Source organism: Sulfitobacter litoralis (assembly GCF_900103185.1).
Classification (GTDB): Bacteria; Pseudomonadota; Alphaproteobacteria; order Rhodobacterales; family Rhodobacteraceae; genus Sulfitobacter; species Sulfitobacter litoralis.
Window position 1 is genome coordinate 79,145 of the sequence record NZ_FNJD01000007.1, and the last position, 18,489, is coordinate 97,633.

At 56.2% G+C, this 18,489-nt stretch carries 16 protein-coding genes and 1 pseudogene; 5 read left to right on the forward strand and 12 right to left on the reverse strand.

What is annotated here, in order from left to right; translation table 11 throughout:
• Window positions 1-53 precede the first annotated feature (53 nt).
• From BLQ98_RS07705 to hslO, 3 genes are read right to left on the reverse strand one after another with little or no spacing between them, the layout of a single operon-like run.
• Window positions 54-1,238, reverse strand: a complete 1,185-nt coding sequence (locus BLQ98_RS07705; RefSeq protein ID WP_093732764.1) for a CCA tRNA nucleotidyltransferase — start codon at window positions 1,236-1,238, stop codon at window positions 54-56.
• A complete protein-coding gene (locus BLQ98_RS07710) occupies window positions 1,217-1,813 on the reverse strand; it encodes a CoA pyrophosphatase (protein WP_093732765.1) in 597 nt (198 codons plus the stop codon). Before BLQ98_RS07710 ends, BLQ98_RS07705 begins: the two co-directional genes overlap by 22 nt.
• Entirely contained in the window at window positions 1,803-2,789 is a 987-nt protein-coding gene (gene hslO, locus BLQ98_RS07715) for an Hsp33 family molecular chaperone HslO (protein ID WP_093732766.1), read from the reverse strand. The genes BLQ98_RS07710 and hslO overlap by 11 nt, the downstream gene beginning before the upstream one ends.
• 78 nt (window positions 2,790-2,867) lie before the next feature.
• Here hslO and BLQ98_RS07720 point away from each other — a divergent pair, with 78 nt between their 5' ends.
• Complete coding sequence (locus BLQ98_RS07720) at window positions 2,868-3,314, forward strand: NUDIX domain-containing protein (protein WP_093732767.1); 447 nt, start codon at window positions 2,868-2,870, stop codon at window positions 3,312-3,314.
• Window positions 3,315-3,328: 14 nt separating this feature from the next.
• Here BLQ98_RS07720 and BLQ98_RS07725 read toward each other — a convergent pair.
• A pseudogene (locus tag BLQ98_RS07725) lies at window positions 3,329-4,573 on the reverse strand (SpoIIE family protein phosphatase); the annotation flags it as partial.
• 66 nt (window positions 4,574-4,639) lie between these two features.
• Here BLQ98_RS07725 and BLQ98_RS07730 point away from each other — a divergent pair.
• On the forward strand, window positions 4,640-5,206 hold the full coding sequence (locus tag BLQ98_RS07730; RefSeq protein WP_141135310.1) for an Hpt domain-containing protein: 567 nt from the start codon (window positions 4,640-4,642) through the stop codon (window positions 5,204-5,206).
• On the opposite strand, the gene ilvA is transcribed toward BLQ98_RS07730, so the two are convergent.
• Window positions 5,169-6,401, reverse strand: a complete 1,233-nt coding sequence (gene ilvA / locus BLQ98_RS07735) for a threonine ammonia-lyase IlvA (protein WP_167354524.1) — start codon at window positions 6,399-6,401, stop codon at window positions 5,169-5,171. The genes BLQ98_RS07730 and ilvA overlap by 38 nt on opposite strands.
• 125 nt (window positions 6,402-6,526) lie before the next feature.
• Here ilvA and BLQ98_RS07740 point away from each other — a divergent pair, with 125 nt between their 5' ends.
• A complete protein-coding gene (locus tag BLQ98_RS07740; protein WP_093732770.1) occupies window positions 6,527-7,747 on the forward strand; it encodes an argininosuccinate synthase in 1,221 nt (406 codons plus the stop codon).
• A 59-nt stretch (window positions 7,748-7,806) separates the two neighbouring features.
• Here the strand turns inward: BLQ98_RS07740 and BLQ98_RS07745 are convergent, their stop codons facing one another.
• The 3 genes from BLQ98_RS07745 to BLQ98_RS07755 all read right to left on the reverse strand — a co-directional run bounded on the left by BLQ98_RS07745 (window position 7,807) and on the right by BLQ98_RS07755 (window position 9,912).
• Window positions 7,807-8,220, reverse strand: a complete 414-nt coding sequence (locus tag BLQ98_RS07745) for a DUF7282 domain-containing protein (protein WP_093732771.1) — start codon at window positions 8,218-8,220, stop codon at window positions 7,807-7,809.
• A 91-nt stretch (window positions 8,221-8,311) separates the two neighbouring features.
• The gene (locus tag BLQ98_RS07750; protein WP_093732772.1) at window positions 8,312-9,004 is read right to left on the reverse strand and encodes a sulfotransferase-like domain-containing protein; all 693 of its coding nucleotides are present in this window, start codon (window positions 9,002-9,004) and stop codon (window positions 8,312-8,314) included.
• Window positions 9,004-9,912, reverse strand: a complete 909-nt coding sequence (locus BLQ98_RS07755) for a D-amino acid aminotransferase (RefSeq protein WP_093732773.1) — start codon at window positions 9,910-9,912, stop codon at window positions 9,004-9,006. Before BLQ98_RS07755 ends, BLQ98_RS07750 begins: the two co-directional genes overlap by 1 nt.
• Window positions 9,913-10,063: 151 nt before the next feature.
• On the opposite strand from BLQ98_RS07755, the gene msrA reads away from it, so the two are divergent.
• Complete coding sequence (gene msrA / locus BLQ98_RS07760; protein WP_093732774.1) at window positions 10,064-10,729, forward strand: peptide-methionine (S)-S-oxide reductase MsrA; 666 nt, start codon at window positions 10,064-10,066, stop codon at window positions 10,727-10,729.
• Between the two features lie 27 nt (window positions 10,730-10,756).
• On the opposite strand, the gene BLQ98_RS07765 is transcribed toward msrA, so the two are convergent.
• Together BLQ98_RS07765 and BLQ98_RS07770 are read right to left on the reverse strand one after the other, a co-directional pair.
• Window positions 10,757-11,635 carry a ribokinase gene (locus BLQ98_RS07765; RefSeq protein ID WP_093732775.1) on the reverse strand — a complete coding sequence of 293 codons (879 nt, stop codon included), beginning with the start codon at window positions 11,633-11,635 and terminating at the stop codon, window positions 10,757-10,759.
• Entirely contained in the window at window positions 11,632-13,890 is a 2,259-nt protein-coding gene (locus BLQ98_RS07770) for an NADP-dependent malic enzyme (protein ID WP_093732776.1), read from the reverse strand. The genes BLQ98_RS07765 and BLQ98_RS07770 overlap by 4 nt, the downstream gene beginning before the upstream one ends.
• 201 nt (window positions 13,891-14,091) lie before the next feature.
• Here BLQ98_RS07770 and mutS point away from each other — a divergent pair, with 201 nt between their 5' ends.
• The gene (mutS, locus tag BLQ98_RS07775; RefSeq protein WP_093732838.1) at window positions 14,092-16,713 is read left to right on the forward strand and encodes a DNA mismatch repair protein MutS; all 2,622 of its coding nucleotides are present in this window, start codon (window positions 14,092-14,094) and stop codon (window positions 16,711-16,713) included.
• Window positions 16,714-16,774: 61 nt separating this feature from the next.
• Here the strand turns inward: mutS and BLQ98_RS07780 are convergent, their stop codons facing one another.
• Entirely contained in the window at window positions 16,775-17,338 is a 564-nt protein-coding gene (locus BLQ98_RS07780; protein WP_093732777.1) for a nucleotide exchange factor GrpE, read from the reverse strand.
• A 9-nt stretch (window positions 17,339-17,347) separates the two neighbouring features.
• A complete protein-coding gene (hrcA, locus tag BLQ98_RS07785) occupies window positions 17,348-18,412 on the reverse strand; it encodes a heat-inducible transcriptional repressor HrcA (protein ID WP_208596033.1) in 1,065 nt (354 codons plus the stop codon).
• Window positions 18,413-18,489: the final 77 nt, after the last annotated feature.

Genomic DNA, 18,489 nt, shown 5'->3' on the forward strand with positions numbered 1-18,489 from the left:
GTGTGTTCGCCGCCACTATAGGAAGAGCCGCGTCTGAATGGCCACAGGGTGCGTTAGCTTTTCGGCGTGTCCAACAGGCTATCCCGTGTTGCAGCGAACCCCGAAGCAATCCAAAGCGCTTTTAACGCGGCCAACCGTTTGCCCAATTCAGGGCCCCGATATCGCGGCATCAAATCAGCGGCTTTCACTGGAAACACAGCATTTTCCGCTTGAAGAATATCCTCAAGAACGGCGGGATCGGGCGGCGCTTCAGAAAGACAGGCCCGCAGGATAACAACCGCGCGCGCAATATCCCCGCCATCCAGATAGGCAATTGCGGCTACGGTCTCGGCTCCGAAGGCGGCCTCCCTTAGCCGATGAAGGTATTTCGCGTCTGCCTTGCTCAGCCGTAACCGTTGGTCCACGTCTTCGCCGCCAACCGCTGCCAAACGCGTGCGCCAATCTGGGGCCAGCTGCAAAAGATGTTCAAAATGTACGACCATTGCGAGCCAGCGATCGTCGCTGCCGGGCAGGATGACCCCCAACACACCGGTTTGGCGCATCGCTGCCACCGCTGGCGCAGGGTCCGGCGCGGCCAATAGTTTCGCAAGTTCCGCCCCGATACGTTCGGCCGACAGGCTTTCCAAGCCATCCGTATGCGCCGCAATCGCGGCCAAAGCATCTGGATTAAACCCCTCTGCCGGGTCGGCATACCACGCGCAAAACCGGAAATATCGCAATGTGCGCAGGTAATCCTCACGGATACGTTGCGCCGCATCCTCGATAAATCGTACCCGCCGCGCCCGCAGATCAGGCAGACCTTCAAGCGGATCAATCACCCGACCCTGCGCGTCCGCATAAAGAGCATTCATGGTGAAATCGCGGCGCAACGCGTCGTCAATGATATTGTCAGAGAACGCTACCACAGCGCGCCGGCCATCCGTTTCTACATCGCGCCGGAAGGTCGTTACCTCGAACCCTTTGCCGCCACTGACCACAGTGACCGTTCCATGTTCCACCCCCGTCGGCACGGCTTTGAGCCCAGCGCGCGCTGCGAGCGCCATCACCCTTTCCGGCAATGCATTCGTCGACATATCGACATCGCTGTCGGCCACGCCCAGCAGCGCATTGCGTACACAACCGCCGACGAAGTAGATCACATGCCCCCCATCTGTCACCGCATTGCACACAGCTTGGGCGTCAGGGTCAGCAAGCCAGCGGGTACTCGCGGGAAGGGTCACATCATACGTTCGGTCCATGCCCGCAACATACGCGCGGTTGCCCCCCAAATGTAATAGGGACCGTAAGGAACCGTGTAATAATACCGCCGTTGCCCCTGCCATCGTCGTGACTGAACCACATAATTGGCAGCGTCCAGGACATGATCCAACGGAACGGTAAAGACTTCCTCAACTTCGCCCGGTTCAGCGACGATTTTGAACTTTTCTTTCACAAAGGCGATCACCGGGGTCACTAGAAAGTTGGTCACGGTTTCATGTGCGGGCAACGTGCCCAACACCTCAACCAGATGCGACGGCAAACCGATCTCTTCTCGTGCCTCACGCAACGCTGCCGCCACCACGTCAGCATCGTCACCATCTTGTTTGCCGCCAGGAAAGGAAATTTGTCCTGGATGGTGCTTTAGAGCCGAGGACCGCTTGGTCAAGATAAGCTCAAAACGGCCGTTATGCTCGATAATCGGGGCCAGCACGCCGGCAGGACGCAGGGTGCGATTGGCCGGCAGCACCGTCTCTTTGTTCAGGTCAAAATCAGACGACGTGACACCAGTTTGCGCCAACGCCGTCCGAAAATGGGCAAGTTGATCAGCTGCCACTGTTATCTTCAGCCTCGAACCCGACAGTTTTCGGGTCCAGATCGTAATGCGCGCCACAGAACTGACAATCTGCGGTGACCCGACCGTCGTCAGTTGTCATCGTTTTAATATCGCCCGCTGAATAGATAGACAGGCTTTGCCGCACCCGATCTTCCGAGCAGGTGCAGCCAAATCGAACAGCCTGCGCGTCGAATACCCGCGGCACTTCCTCGTGAAACAGGCGTTTCAGCAAGTCGGTCGGTGGCAGACTTGGCCCGATCAGTTCAAGCTCGTCTACTGTATCCAGCAGCACATTCACACGGCGCCAGTTATCGCCCTCTTCGCCGTCCACGAGGTCGGAGGCAAGAAGCACGTCACCGCTGCCTTCGCCCTGCGCGGCAAAGGGCGACGCTTTGGGCATATGTTGCAGCATAACACCGCCAGCACGCCAATGTTCATCCTGACCAGGCGTTGTGGATTTGCCAAAGCTCAACTCGAACCGGGTTGGTAGCTGCTCGGACTGCGCGAAATACGCCTCTGCACATTCGGAAAGGGATTTTCCAGTAAGCGGCGTAATCCCCTGATAGGGTGTCATACCGTTCCCCTGATCGATCATAATGGCGAAATATCCTTCGCCGACCTGATCAAAAGCTGGCCCATCGGTGATCCGGTCAGCATCATAACTGGCGTAGGCACGGATACGCGCAGGTTCGCCATCGTCCGTCGGACCATAATAGTCCGTTGCAATCATCCGTACGGGCCCTTTTGACTGGACCTGCAGTTGCAGCTTCCAACGCAGTTTGATCGTCTGGCCGATCAACGCTGTAAGCAAGGCCATTTCCGCGACCAGTGCTTCGACCTTTTCGGGATAATCATGCTGACGCAAGATCCCTTCCAGCACGCCATCCAGACGGGCGACGCGCCCCCGGATATCAGAGGCATCGAGTTGAAAGGGTAGAACGGTATCGTCCCACGCGATTTTGTTTCCTTGGGTCATTTGACTTTCCTTACCGGCAGACGGTTGGCATACCGCGTCTATATAAGCGCAACAACCCGTGCGAAAAGGGGGTATCAAATGATGCGACGTGTAGGGAAGCCGCCCGTGCCCGGCAAAACATATCGATCACGCCCCGGTGTCTATGCGATCCTGCCCCTTAAGGGGCGGTTTTTGTTGACTGCCCAGTTGCGCCCCGAGGTCGATGTTCAACTCCCTGGCGGTGGCGTTGACCTTGGTGAATCGCCGCTTCAAACGCTCCACCGCGAGGTAATGGAGGAAATCGGGTGGACCATCGCCCGCCCCCGGCGTTTGGGGGCGTTCCGGCGGTTCGCCTATATGCCCGAATATGACATGTGGGCCGAGAAAATCTGCCAGGTATATGTTGCCCATCCAGTCCATCAGGTTGCCCCGCCGATCGAGCCGGACCACGCCACGGTTGTTATGTCGGGGGAAGAAGCCATTTCTGTGCTAGGGAACGACGGAGACAGGTTTTTCCTTGATCGATTTTTGGCGATGCGACCCTGATAATCGAAGCAAATTCCCGACACATCATCCGGGAAATCTACACCGCCTGCATAGTCCTCCAGATGGGTGGAAAGCGCGTCGAAAAACTGCGCACCTCGAGCGGAATATAGGTCATGCAGAACGCGAGCCACCCCATCGTCGTCTAGCATTTGCCCCGATGCGTCGGGACATTCCGTTACACCATCGGATAAAATGATAAATCGATCGCCTGGTTCAAGCTGTGTGACAATCGTCTCATACTGCGCACCTGCTATCAGACCGACAGGCAGCCCCCCCCGCCCTAACTGTACCAAATCGCCATTTTTCCTTTGTATATATGGGTGAGGATGGCCGGCCTGCGTTGCTTGAATATGACCGGTATCAAGGTCAATTTTAGCTAAAAAGATCGTGAAATATTGCTCCGTCTCTATATCAGAAAGGACCAAGCTGTTCAGGTCCGCCACCACTTGATCGGGCGAGCGCATCCTGTACGCCCCGTTCGGTTGGCGCACCAAAGCAATGTTATGATCCGGCGCGACAGCAGATAAGGTTCCGGCAAGACGCGCCGCCATCAGGGCGGAGCTGACACCATGTCCAGAAACGTCCAACCCATAGACGCCCAGGTGCCGGCCGGCTGCGAAATATCCCACCAAGTCGCCACCCACGTGACCACTTGATCGCAGCATCAGGGAAATTGTTCCTTCGTTAAAGTCGTGCAGCGGATCCTGCAGCAAAGATTCCTGAAATTTTCGCGCCTCATCGAGATCACGATCAAGCGCGCTATGTACCGCCTGAAGTGCAGACAGTGCTTCACTGATAACGCGATTTTTCGATGACAGTTCGCGTTGCATGGTCAGGATTCTTTCACCCGCCATGATGCGAGCGCGAAGTTCGTCCACGTTAACCGGCTTGCTCACGAAATCATCCGCGCCGCTATCGAGCCCCCTGACCACCTCTGATTTATCGGTTTTTGCATTCAGTAGAATGAAATATCCGTAGCGCCCCTTAGAGAGTTCGCGGAACGCCCGACAGAATTGTAACCCCGACATGCCGGGCATAATCCAGTCGCTGATGATCAAATCTGGTAGATGATTTCGGCACATTTTTAGCGCGTCCTTTGCCGAAGACGCCTCCTGAATGGTAAACCCCCATCGGGTCAAGGTTGCCGTTAATATGCGCCGTTGTAGCGCGCTGTCGTCCACAACCATGACCGTTTTTATCGCACGAAACCGCGACGATTCAGGTGGTATCTGTGTTATTCCAGTTGTCTGCGACAGCATTTTAAAAGCTTTCGATATCTCTTATCGGAAACCTAGGCGATGTCAGATTAAGATACGGTGAATCCTGTGAAATATTTCGGAGCAAAGCCGTTAATGGGCTTCGCGCAAACGGACGATTGTCCCTGCGGTGGGATCTTCCTCGTCTCCAAGGCCATCATTCATCAGACCCAGCGGCCGGCGCCAAAAGATCGCAACGAACAGATAAGCAGACGGAACTATTTGTTAAGGTTTTCGCGTCAGGGTGAACGCAGAAAAGGAGGCGAATCGTTGATCGACTGGGAGCAAATCACTTTGCTGAACGATGCTGTTGGACCCAACGCATTCGAAGAAATTATTGTGGTGTTTTTTTTGGAGGTAGAAGAAGCGAAATACAAACTTCGGGATAGCAGGCCTACTAAAACCACTCGAGACACTCTTCATTTCGTTAAAGGAAGTGCCCTGAGCCTAGGTTTTATCGCGTTTTCGGAATATTGCCTGCGCGCTGAAAAAGAACTCGCATTAGGCAATCCTATGCAACCCGTCCTGGAGGACCTTTTCATGATATACGAAGAATCCAAGCTGCAGTTTTCAACCAGGTATGGGTGGAAATCCCGCACTATAGCACAAATTGCGCCAGCGTTTCATCATTCGTGATGTCGGTATAGGTAAACCCAGCTGCGTTTAGCTGTGACAAGAAAGGAGCGAAACTATCGGAACTGCGTGTTTCGATCCCGATAAGTACTGACCCAAAGTTACGTGCTGATTTTTTCAAATATTCGAAACGACAGATGTCATCGTCAGGCCCTAGAATGCCCAAAAACTCCTTCAGCGCACCGGGCCGCTGCGGCATCCGCAGGATGAAGTATTTCTTGACCCCAGAATATCGCTGAGCCCGCTCTTTAACCTCAGGGAGACGTTCAAAATCGAAGTTCCCGCCTGATGCGACACAGACGACGGTCTTGCCCTTTATCAGTTCAGAAACCTCACCCAAGGCTTCGATTGAAAGAGCGCCGGCAGGCTCAAGAACGATGCCTTCGACGTTCAACAATTCAGCGATCGTCACGCAGATACGATCTTCGGCCAAGTGGATCACGCTCTCAACGGGCACAGTACGCAAACGCTTAAAATTACGCCCACCAATTTTTGCAACGGCGGCACCGTCAACAAAACTATTGATAGGAGAAACATCAACAGGAGCGCCAGCCACCAATGCCCGAGCTAGACTAGGCGCACCTTTAGGTTCAACGAAGCTATATCGACATGTATCTTGGAAATAACTGTAGATCCCCGACGACAATCCGCCGCCACCGACGGGCAGCATGATGTGGTCGGGAACACGGCCCAACTGCTCTTCTATTTCAACCGCAACAGAGGCTTGTCCCTCAATGACATCTTCATCATCGAAAGGAGACAGAAAATGTGCACCCTTTTCCGTGCAATATTGCTGCGCGGCTTGTAGGGTTTTATCGAAATAGTCCCCAACCAGACGCACCTCCACTTGAGGCCCGCCAAAGATCTTCGTTTTCTGGATCTTCTGCTGAGGGGTCGTTACGGGCATAAATATAACGCCCTTCACACCAAAATGACTGCACATAAATGCAACACCTTGGGCATGATTTCCTGCGCTTGCACACACAAAAACCGCCTGTTCGGGGATCACCTTGCGCATCGCGTTGAACGCGCCGCGCAGTTTGTATGATCTGACCGGGCTAAGGTCTTCCCGCTTCAACCAAATATCTGCGTTATATTTTTCGGACAAATGTTCGTTGCGCATCAATGGGGTGGCAGGAAACACCTCGCGCATCGAGAGCGTCGCGCTGCGTGCCGCATTTTTGAACAGATCCGTCATTTCATTGACCTTTGCGTTGGATACCTTTCGATACGATCCCGCGCCGGTGCGGTCAACGCAGCCTTCAATCTTGCTCATACCATGGAAAACAGGTACTTCGCGTTGCAAACCGAAAAGGAAACATCATGTCCGCGCCCAAAAAAGTTGTGCTCGCCTATTCTGGTGGGCTTGATACCTCGATTATCCTAAAATGGCTGCAAACCGAATACGGCTGCGAAGTGGTCACCTTTACCGCTGATCTTGGCCAAGGCGAAGAACTTGAGCCTGCCCGCGCCAAAGCCGAAATGATGGGCGCGTCGGAAATCTATGTCGAAGATGTGCGCGAAGAATTCGTGCGCGATTTCGTCTTTCCGATGTTTCGCGCCAATGCCGTCTACGAAGGGCTATACCTGTTGGGCACATCGATCGCTCGGCCGTTGATTTCTAAACGCTTGGTTGAAATTGCCGCCGAAACTGGTGCCGATGCGGTTGCGCATGGTGCAACCGGTAAGGGCAACGATCAGGTCCGTTTCGAATTGGCGGCCTATGCTTTGAACCCTGACATCAAAGTAATCGCGCCTTGGCGTGAGTGGGATCTGACCAGCCGGACGAAACTGATCGAATTTGCTGAAAAACACCAGATCCCCGTGGCAAAAGACAAACGTGGCGAAGCACCCTTTAGCGTGGACGCAAATCTGCTTCACACCTCTTCCGAAGGAAAAGTGCTAGAAGATCCGGCCGTCGATGCACCCGAATATGTTTATCAACGTACGGTTTCGCCAGAGCAGGCACCTGACACCCCCGAATATGTCGAAGTCGGATTTGAATGTGGTGATGCGGTCAGCATCAATGGCGAAAACATGTCGCCAGCGACACTTTTGGCTAAATTGAACGAACTTGGCGGCAAGCACGGCTGCGGCCGCCTTGATCTTGTTGAGGGGCGCTTTGTCGGTATGAAGTCTCGTGGGATCTATGAGACCCCCGGCGGGACATTGTTGCTCGAAGCACACCGCGGCATCGAATCGATCACCCTCGACCGCGGCGCGATGCACCTAAAAGACGAGCTGATGCCGCGTTATGCAGAGCTGATCTATAATGGTTTTTGGTACAGCCCCGAACGCACCATGCTGCAAGCCGCGATTGATGCCTCTCAGACACATGTAACCGGTACAGTTAGATTGAAATTGTACAAAGGCCATGTCCGCACTGTTGGCCGCTGGTCGGAGCATTCGCTTTATTCCGAAGCGCATGTCACCTTCGAAGATGACGCTGGTGCCTATGATCAAAAAGACGCTGCGGGCTTCATTCAATTGAACGCGCTTCGCCTAAAGCTTTTGGCGGCACGTGACAAACGTCTCAAAGGTTAAGGTAAAAAGGCCCGGACAGAGCATAATCTCTCCGAGCCTTTTCTTTAATTTAAAACGGTTTATTCGGCAGTGATGACCGTCATCACCAACTTACCATCCGGCTTGATAGGACCGTCTTCCTTGGCGCCCAAAGTGTATTCAAAGCCCCCGGTTTTCATGCCGCCCTCTTCGGAGTGGACCATAAGCATCAGCATATCGCCGGATTTAACGTCTTCTTGCAGAATGGCGCTGACGTCGATGTTTTCACCGGCACGCAACGGGGCGTAGCCGACGACCGGGCCCGGCTTCATCTCTGCATCAGTGCGGTGCACGACCATCCAGCCATTTTCCGATGCCATCACCTTATCGGCGCTGACGACGCCGTTGGATACATCTTGATCCATCGCTTCTACCATAGCGTTGCTGTGCGCTGCGGCGAAAGCCGTGCCCGCGACGAGCGTGAGGGACAGTGCGGTTGCTGCAAACATCTTCATGTTAAATCTCCTGGTTGTGTTGAACTTGTCTGATAGACACGCCAACCACCGAGATTTAGTTTCGATGCTCCGGTTTTTTTCTAGCCATCACTCACCTAAGCCGTTGATCATAAAGCTTTTGGTAATGGGGCATTGCCTGCGCGCACAGCGTTTCCGCCTTACCGGTGAGCGTGGGCAGAGGCTCTTCGGCCCCGGCGAACCCGGTGCTTTTATGAACGGCACCGTACCAATGCGCTGCCCAAATCCCGTCTTCAGCGCGGGGACCGGCGGCCCAAGACAGCATAGCGGGATCGAAACGCAGGTCGATTGCGCAGCAAAGTTTGCGCAGCATCTGTTCCGGATTCGCCCTGATATCTGCTGAATCAATCACCATTCCGCCAATTTGATCGAAAAGCGCGGTTTGTTGACCATAGCCGATATCGTTAAAATTCGGTGCTTCTCGCTTTGCAGTATAGCTGGCAATTACGTGCGCAGGATGGCGTATCAGATGGACATGGACACAGCCTTTGGCCCAATCCATCGGAAAGCCGTCAATCATGTGATGCGGCATATGCTTCATATAGCGGTGTGGGGTGCCGGCGAGCGCGCACTGCGCCGCGACTTTGGCAGGGTCACATTCATGGTGCGCGATGATTTCTTCGTGCATCGGATGGTTAATGCCGGTTTGTTTGAGATAGGGGGCATAGAACGGTTCATCCATCGCCGAAAAATCAGCGCGATTGCCGAAACTATACATCATTGCCGTGCTTAAATTGCGCGGGCCGGACCACATGGCGATACGCATCAGGCACATTCCTTTGCGATGAGATCCTTGTACAAGCCGCGCAGCTTTTCGGTCACCGGCCCCATTTCTCCCGTGCCAATCTGCCGGCCATCAATCGTCGCGACGGGGGTTTGCGCCCCAAATGTGCCGGTCAAGAACGCCTCATCGGCACCATAGGTATCGACCAGTGAATAATTCCTTTCGAAACACGGGATATCATTGGTGTGGCACAGGTCGATTACCTTCTGGCGGGTGATCCCATTCATGCAGTAGTCGCCGGTGCTGGTCCAAACCTCCCCCTTGCGGACGATGAAAAAGTTACAGGCGTTTGTTGTATTCACGAACCCGTTAATATCCAGCATCAAACCTTCGTCGGCGCCGGCTTTTTCCGCGGCAATACACGCGAGAATACAGTTTAATTTGGAATGACTATTCAGCTTCGGGTCCTGCGTCATCGGCAGCCCCCGCAAATGCGGCACGGTAGCCAGCCGGATAGGACGCGGCATATTCGGGCGGGAATGTTCCATAATGATCGCGATTGTGGGCCCGGATTGCGACAGAGACGGGTGCTGGAACGGACGCGTTTTAGGGCCACGGGTGATCATCAATCGCGCGTGGGCGTCGGTGGTCATTCCATTGGCTTTTTGCGTCTCTAACAAGCCGGAGATCAATGCTTCACGTGTCATCCCGATGTCCAGATCGATCGCTTTTGCGGCTTCGAACAGGCGGTCGAAATGATCGCTTAGGAAGGCCCATGTACCGTCATACAGCCGCAGCCCCTCCCAGATACCGTCCCCCAACATGAAACCGCTGTCGTAGACGCTGACGACCGCCTGTGCCTTGGGGACAATCCGGCCATTTAAATAGATCAAAATGTCTTCGTTACGGGAATCTTCTTGGGCTTGGTGTGTGGTGACGTGATCTTGCATCAAATTGCTCCTTCTTTGCGGCTGACGCTAAGAACTTCAGGTCACGGGGCCAAGGGTGAAACCTACATCACTAGGGCGTGACATCACGGGCACCTGAGTTGCCTCGCGGCGTTATTGGCGTCACGGTTTGAAAAAATGATGGAGAGTATTCATGAGTATTGCCACAAATATGCGCCTGATCGTGCTGAGCGCCGCCATCGGTCTGGGCCTCGCGGCACAGGCGACAACCGCAAAAGCCGCCGGAACAGAGACGCTTTTGGTTGCTGGAGGCTGCTTTTGGTGCGTCGAATCCGATTTCGAAGCCGTGAAGGGCGTCAAAGAAGTTGTATCCGGTTTCGCGGGCGGAAATGTGAAGAACCCGACGTACAAGCAGGTCGTCGCGGGCGGAACGGGCCATTATGAAGCGGCGCAGATCCAGTATGATCCTGCAGTTGTTTCTGCCGACCAATTGCTGGCGATGTTCTTCCGCTCGGTCGATCCGACCGATGCCGGTGGGCAGTTCTGCGACCGCGGCGACAGTTATCGCACTGCGATCTTTGCAGATGGTGCCGGCCAGAAAGCCGCTGCAGAGAACGCAAAATCACAGGCTCAGGCCGCTTTAGGGAAAACCGTGGTCACCCCGATCTTGGGGAAAACTGCGTTCTATCCCGCCGATGCCTATCATCAGGACTATTACAAAAGCGATGAACGCCTTGCCTTTACCAGCGTCGGGTTGGGTGTGAAAAAATCCGTCGCATATAAACGCTATCGTAACGGCTGCGGGCGCGACCAGCGCGTGAAACAGCTTTGGGGTAGTGCTGCTCCGTTCGCAAATTAAGTATTAACCCAGCGTTAATTGCTGGGTTCAATCACCGTCGAAACCGTGGTCCTGGATGTCTTTAAGGTCCGGGATCACGTCGGCTGTTCCCTGACGCGTCACCATCAAGGCGCCCGCCTGCATCGCCAGTATAATCGCATCCTGCATTGAAAGTTTGCGATCCAATGCGGCTATCAAATAACCGGTAAACGTGTCTCCGGCGCCTGTCGTATCGACGACATTCACCGGATAGGCTGGGAAATTCATCACCGATTTTGCCTGTTTAGAGACCCATTTGCACCCCTCAGCGCCCAAGGTCACGATAATATCGTCGATCGGCAGCGCGTCTATGCGGGTGCCTGTGGTTTTTTCAAGCGCCTCTGCCTCGACCTCGTTCAACACCAGCAGATCGATGTCGGGCAGAACCTGCGCCACGATTTCAGCATCAAAGGGCGCGGCGGCATAAGCGACGCGCAGGCCCAGAGTATGCGCGGTCTGCGCGGCAAAGCGTTGGCCCAGGGTTTCGTTTTGCATCAGTAGAAAATCACCGGGCGATGCTTCTGCCAAGGCGGCTCCGATCATCTGGGTGGTGATCTGGTGATTGGCTCCTGAAAACAACACGATAGAGTTTTCGCCATCGTCCGCCACACAGATATTCGCGTGACCGGTGGCCGTGTCGATCCTGCTGATATGCTGCGTTTCGACGCCGTATTCCAGCAAGCGGTCCACGGCCCATTTACCATCCGGCCCCACGGCACCGATATGCATGACGCGCGTTCCGGCGCGGGCGGCGGCGACCGACATATTGGCCCCCTTCCCGCCCAACCCTTGCCGGAAATCATGCGCGGCAATCGTTTCCCCCGGCGCCGGCAGATGCCGCAGATAGTAGAAATTATCCGCGTTGATAGAGCCGAGGTTCCAGATCATTCGCCGACCTTGCAGGCCGCCAGAATAGCCATGTTTAGAATGTCATTCGCGGTGGATGTGGTCGAACAGATCTGGATCGACTTGTCCAAACCGGTCAAAATCGGCCCGATCACTGTGGCGCCCGCCATTTCCTGCATCAGCTTGACCGAGATACTGGCCGAATGGCGCGCCGGCACGACGAGGATATTCGCAGGCCCTGTCAACCGCGAGAACGGATAGTTCTTTTGGCTTTCGGTATTCAGCGCCACATCGACGGTCATTTCGCCTTCGTATTCGAAATCGACGCCGCGTGCGTCCAGCACATCGGGGGCACGCTGCATCTTTTCTGCCCGCTCGGACACGGGGTAGCCGAATGTCGAAAAGCTAACGAAGGCAACCCGTGGTTCAAGCCCCATGTGGCGTGCGACCTTGGCCCCTTTTTCAGCAATATTCGCAAGGTCTTCCTCGTTCGGCCATTCATGCACCAGCGTATCGCCGATGAACACAATCCGCCCCTTGTGCAGCAGCGCCGTGATCCCGACGGCACCGTGTCGTGCATTGGCATCGAACACGTGGTTCAGCCGTTCAAGCACATGGGCGGATTTGCGGGTTGCACCGGTCACCAGACCATCGCCATGCCCATGCGCCAACATCAGCGCAGCAAAGACGTGCCGGTCACGGGCGGCCAGACGGTGGATATCCTTACTGTCCGACCCTTTTCGCTGCAAACGGTTGTAAAGGAAGGACTTATACGTATCCAAATGCTGGGTATTGGCCGCGTTCACGACCGCAAGCTCGCGGTAGGCATCCTCCATCCCCGCCGCCGTCAGCTTGGCCTTTACGTCATCGGCACGCCCGACCACCAGCGCCTTGCCCAGACCGGAGCGTTGATACATCACCGCAGCACGCAGAACCTTGGGGTCATCCCCTTCGGCAAAGATCATCCGCGCCTGATTGGCCCGCGCACGGGCGTTGATCCCGCGCAGGATATTCGCCGTCGGGTCCATCCGCGACTTCAGGCTCAGCTCGTAGGCATCCATATCAATGATCGGGCGCCGCGCGGCGCCGGTGTCCATGCCTGCACGCGCAACAGCAGGCGGAATACGATGGATCAGACGCGGATCGAACGGCGTCGGGATGATGTAATCACGCCCAAAGCTCAGGTTCTTGCCATAGGCCAGCGCCACTTCGTCCGGCACATCCTCGCGCGCAAGATTAGCCAAAGCGTGAGCGCAGGCGATCTTCATCTCGTCGTTGATGGCGCGGGCGTGGATATCCAATGCGCCGCGGAACAGGTAAGGGAAGCCCAAAACGTTGTTCACCTGATTGGGGTAATCGCTGCGGCCCGTGGCGACAATCGCATCGGGGCGCACCTCGTGCGCTTCTTCCGGCGTGATTTCAGGATCGGGGTTCGCCATCGCGAAGATCACCGGATTATCCGCCATGCTGGCGACCATCGCGGGCGTCACTGCCCCCTTGACCGACACACCCAGGAATACATCCGCGTTCTTCATCGCCTCTTCCAGCGTGCGCAGTTCTGTCTGCGCGGCATGGGCCGACTTCCACTGATTCATACCCTCGGTACGGCCCTGATAGATCACACCTTTCGTATCGCACATGATACAGTTGTTATGCTTGGCACCCATCGCCTTGAGCAGTTCAAGACAGGCGATCCCTGCCGCCCCCGCACCGTTCAACACGATCTGCACATCTTCGATCTTCTTGCCCGAAATGCGCAACGCGTTCAGCAGACCGGCGGCACAGATCACCGCGGTGCCGTGCTGGTCATCGTGAAAAACGGGAATATCCATCTCTTCTTTCAGACGCTGCTCGATGATGAAACATTCCGGCGCCTTGATATCCTCAAGGTTGATCCCGCCGAACGTCGGCCCCATCAGCTTGACCGCATTGATGAACGCTTCGGGGTCTTCGGTGTCCAATTCAATATCGATCGAATTCACGTCAGCGAAGCGTTTGAACAGGACCGACTTGCCCTCCATCACCGGTTTCGACGCCAGCGCCCCAAGGTTGCCCAAGCCCAAAACGGCTGTCCCGTTGGAGATTACCGCGACCATATTGCCCTTGTTGGTATAGTCATATGCCAGCTCGGGATTATCAGCGATCGCTTCACACGGGACGGCAACACCGGGGGAATAGGCGAGGCTCAGGTCCCGCTGGGTCGTCATCGGGACGGTTGCGGTGATTTCGAACTTGCCCGGCGTGGGTTCAAGGTGAAAGGCGAGCGCCTCTTCGGACGTGATGCGGTTTTTGGTCACTAGAACGGCTTTCCTCATGGTTTCCCGCTTGATATCGCCGATCGGCCCCTCACACAATCATGATGGCGCTCACGGTTTGCGCGACGTCGCGGCGATGCCTCGCGTGCAAAGCCGGTCCGCCCTTTCGTCCGGAGGCGCGGTTTTGTACACAACGTTAACTCGAACCGGGGGCGCAGGGTGACCGAAGAAAAAATCACGCCAATGATGGCGCAATATCTAGAGCTTAAATCCCAGTACGCCGAAGCGCTGCTATTCTACCGCATGGGCGATTTCTACGAGATGTTCTTTGACGATGCCGTCAATGCGGCTGAAGCGTTGGATATCGCGCTGACCAAACGCGGCAAACACGGGGGCGAAGACATCCCCATGTGCGGCGTTCCGGTGCATGCCGCCGAAGGGTATTTGCTGACGCTGATCCGCAAAGGTTTCCGCGTGGCGGTCTGCGAACAGATGGAAAGCCCGGCGGAGGCGAAGAAACGCGGCTATAAATCCGTGGTCAAACGCGATGTCGTGCGGCTGGTCACGCCCGGCACATTGACCGAGGAATCCCTGCTCGAAGCGCGGCGCCACAACTATCTGGCCGCCTTCGCTGAGGTCCGCGATGGCCATGCGTTGGCGTGGGTTGATATCTCTACCGGTGCGTTTCACGTGATGCCCCTGACCCTGTCGCGTCTCGGCCCCGAACTGGCACGTCTGGCCCCGTCAGAGCTGATCGTGTCAGAGGCCAAAGAGGCCGATTTGCGTGATTTAGTATCTGATTTTGATATCTCACTTACCCCAATCGCCCGTTCCGCCTTTGATAGCAGCGGGGCAGAAAAACGGGTCTGCGATCTGTTCGGTATCGGATCTCTGGATGCGTTCGGCAGTTTTGAGCGCGCCGATATCTCTGCCATGGGCGCGATCATTGACTACCTTGAGATCACACAAAAAGGCAAACTCCCCCTCCTGCGCCCGCCGCAGAAAGAGGCCGAGGCCCGCAGCGTGCAAATCGACGCCGCCACACGTCGCAATCTTGAACTGACACATGCGCTGACTGGTGGTCGTTCGGGCACGCTGCTGTCGGTGATGGACAAGTCTGTAACCGCAGGTGGTGCGCGTCTGCTGGAACGGCGCATTTCGTCGCCTTCGCGTGTGTTAGAGACGATTCAATCCCGTCTGGACGCGATCAGCTTTGCCTATGACACACCGTCGATCCGCAATGACATCCGCCAGCATTTGCGCAACGTGCCTGATCTGGACCGCGCCCTGTCGCGCCTGTCGCTGGACCGCGGCGGCCCCCGTGACCTTGCCGCCATCCGCAACGGCCTGACCGAAGCCGGCCATCTGGCCGACAAGATGCAAGCCGCCGCCCTGCCCGATCTGCTGGCCCAGGCCGCCAAAGGGCTTACCGGCCATGACAGCCTGATTGATCTGCTCGACGATGCGCTAATCGCCGAACCACCCCTGCTGGCCCGCGACGGCGGCTTTATCGCGCCCGGTTACAACAGCGAGCTCGACGAAGTGCGCACCCTACGCGACGAAGGCCGCAGCGTCATCGCGCAGATGCAACAGGATTTCATCTCGCTCACTGGGATCTCGACGCTCAAGATCAAACACAACAACGTGCTTGGCTATTTCGCCGAGGTCACAGCGACCCATGCCGAAAAGATGCTGTCGGCACCGCTGTCCGATACCTTTATCCACCGTCAGACCACCGCCAATCAGGTCCGTTTCACAACCGTGGAACTGTCAGAGATGGAGACAAAGATCCTCAACGCGGGCAACCATGCGTTAGAGATTGAAAAGCGGCTCTATGAAACACTGAAATGTTCAATTTTGGACCACTCCGGCCCCATCGGCGTCGCCTCGGCCGGACTGGCAGAAATTGATTTGGCCACCGGTCTGGCCGAGCTTGCGCAGTCTGAGAACTGGGTGAAACCCCGCGTCGATAATTCACGTGCTTTCGACATTCAGGGGGGTCGTCATCCGGTCGTGGAACGCGCCTTAGCCCAGCAATCGGGCAGCCCGTTTATTGCCAACGATTGTACCCTGTCGGCCGATGGCGACAACGCGAACATCTGGCTGCTGACCGGTCCCAACATGGCAGGTAAGTCGACCTTCCTGCGGCAGAATGCGATCATCGCCCTGATGGCGCAAATGGGCAGCTACGTGCCTGCCGCCACCGCGCACATCGGCCTGATCAGCCAGATTTTCAGCCGTGTCGGCGCCTCTGACGATCTGGCACGAGGCCGTTCCACGTTTATGGTCGAAATGGTCGAAACCGCCGCGATCCTCAATCAGGCAGACGACCGCGCGCTGGTGATCCTGGATGAAATCGGGCGCGGCACCGCGACCTATGACGGCTTGTCCATCGCGTGGGCCACGCTGGAACATCTGCACGACATCAACCGTTCGCGTGCGCTCTTTGCCACGCACTACCACGAAATGACCGCGCTTTCGAACAAATTGGGCGGGGTCGATAATGCCACTGTCGCAGTTAAGGAGTGGGACGGAGAGGTGATTTTCCTGCACGAAGTCAAGAAAGGCGCGGCCGATCGGTCTTATGGCGTGCAGGTTGCGCAGCTTGCCGGATTGCCGGCCTCCGTCATTGCCCGCGCTCGTGTCGTGCTTGAAGCGTTGGAAAAAGGCGAACGCGAAGGCGGCGCGACGCAGAAAACACTGATCGACGACCTCCCCTTGTTTGCCGTGGCGCCGGCACCTGCGCCTCAACCCAAACAGAGCTCCAAGCTCGAAGAAACGCTGGCCGAGATTATCCCCGACGAGCTCTCTCCACGTGAAGCGCTCGACCTGCTCTACAAACTAAAAGAGGCGGCCAAAACCTGACCGCCTCTCTCATTTCCAAATGGATAAAATCCTCCCCGAAGGGCCGCTCTATCCCGGGCGTTTACCCTGCGGGGGTAGAGGATACGCCGACCTGCGCCGGACGCAGCAGACGGTCGTGCAACATGAAGCCTTCGGCGGCAACCTGAATGATATCGCCTGCTTTGGTGTCTGGCACCGGGGCCTCGAACATCGCTTGGTGGTGCTGCGGATCAAATTTTTCGCCCACTTCCGGGGCAATCACTTCGATACCGTGTTTCTTGAACACGCTCAGCAACTCGCGCATCGTCAGCTCGATACCTTCCAGCAACGGGCCGGAAATTGTGCGCTGCTCTTCCGTCGCGGCCTCCAATGCGCGTTTCATATTGTCGTAAACTGGCAACATGTCTCGGGCCAGCTTTGACCCGCCATAGTTCTCTGCCTCGCGACGGTCTTTGTCAGACCGTTTGCGCGCGTTCTCTGCGTCGGCCAAGGCGCGCATAAAGCGGTCTTTCAGCTGATCGCGTTCGGCACGCAATTCGTCCAGTTCCAGCGCTTCGTCGTCAATCTCGGACATCTCGTCCGCATATGCCTCGGCCTCTGCGTCATCGATATCATCCAGAAATTCGTTCTCTTTCGGCTCTGCCATAATTCACCTCTAGCTGCGGTTCGAAATCAGCTTTCCAACCAGCTGCGCCGTGTAATTCACAATCGGCACGATACGTCCATAATTCAGGCGCGTGGGGCCGATCACACCGACCGCCCCGATCACCTTACGATCAGCGTTCATATAAGGGGAAACCACCAGAGAGGAACCCGAAAGTGAAAAAAGTTTATTCTCAGAACCAATAAAAATGCGCACACCGTCGCCCGCATCGGCCAATTCGAGGAATTCGGCGATGTCCCGCTTGCGTTCAAGGTCGTCAAACAGCTGGCGGATCAATTCAATGTTCTCTGCCTCGCCTTCGGCGTTGATCAGATTCGACCGCCCGCGCACGATCAATCGCTCGGGTGTCTCGCCCTCACCCTGCCATAAGGCCAGCCCGCTTTCGACGAGTTGCTGCGCCAGAATGTCGATCTGCTGGCGTCGCTGGCTGATCTCATGCGCGATGGTGCGCTGCAATTCCGAGATGGTTTTCCCCTCGACCAGCGCGTTCAGGAAATTCGCAGCCTCGCGCATGCTGCTGGGGGTCTGGCCCGGCGGGGGCGCAAACAAGCGGTTTTCCACGTGACCGTCTGAGAATACCAGAACCACCAGCGCCCTGTCGTGAGACAGTGAAACAAATTCGATATGCTTGATCGGCGCTTCGTGCTTTGGCGTCAGCACCAGTGAGGCGCCTTGTGTCACGCCAGACAGCGCCGACCCTACGCGATCTAGGATACCACTGACATCCGCGTTGTTGCTGCCAACCGTCGCGTCGATCTTTTCGCGGTCCGTTTCTGTCGGATCGCCGATCTCGATCATGCCGTCGACGAACATCCGCAGGCCCATCTGCGTCGGGATACGGCCCGCGCTGACATGGGGGCTGCCAAGCAGGCCCATATATTCAAGATCCTGCATCACATTGCGAATGGTGGCCGCGCTGACCTTTTCGCTGAAATCCCGGGTCAGCGTGCGCGACCCTACAGGGTCCCCATTGGCCAGATAGCCTTCGACCACGCGGCGGAACACCTCGCGCGAGCGGTCGTTCATTTCATCTAAAACTGTTGGTACTTTGTCCATGTAGGCAGAAGTATGTGCGTCGGGGGGCAAACGTCAATCGGGGTTGCATCGCGCCGCAACGCAGAGTTATCCCCAAA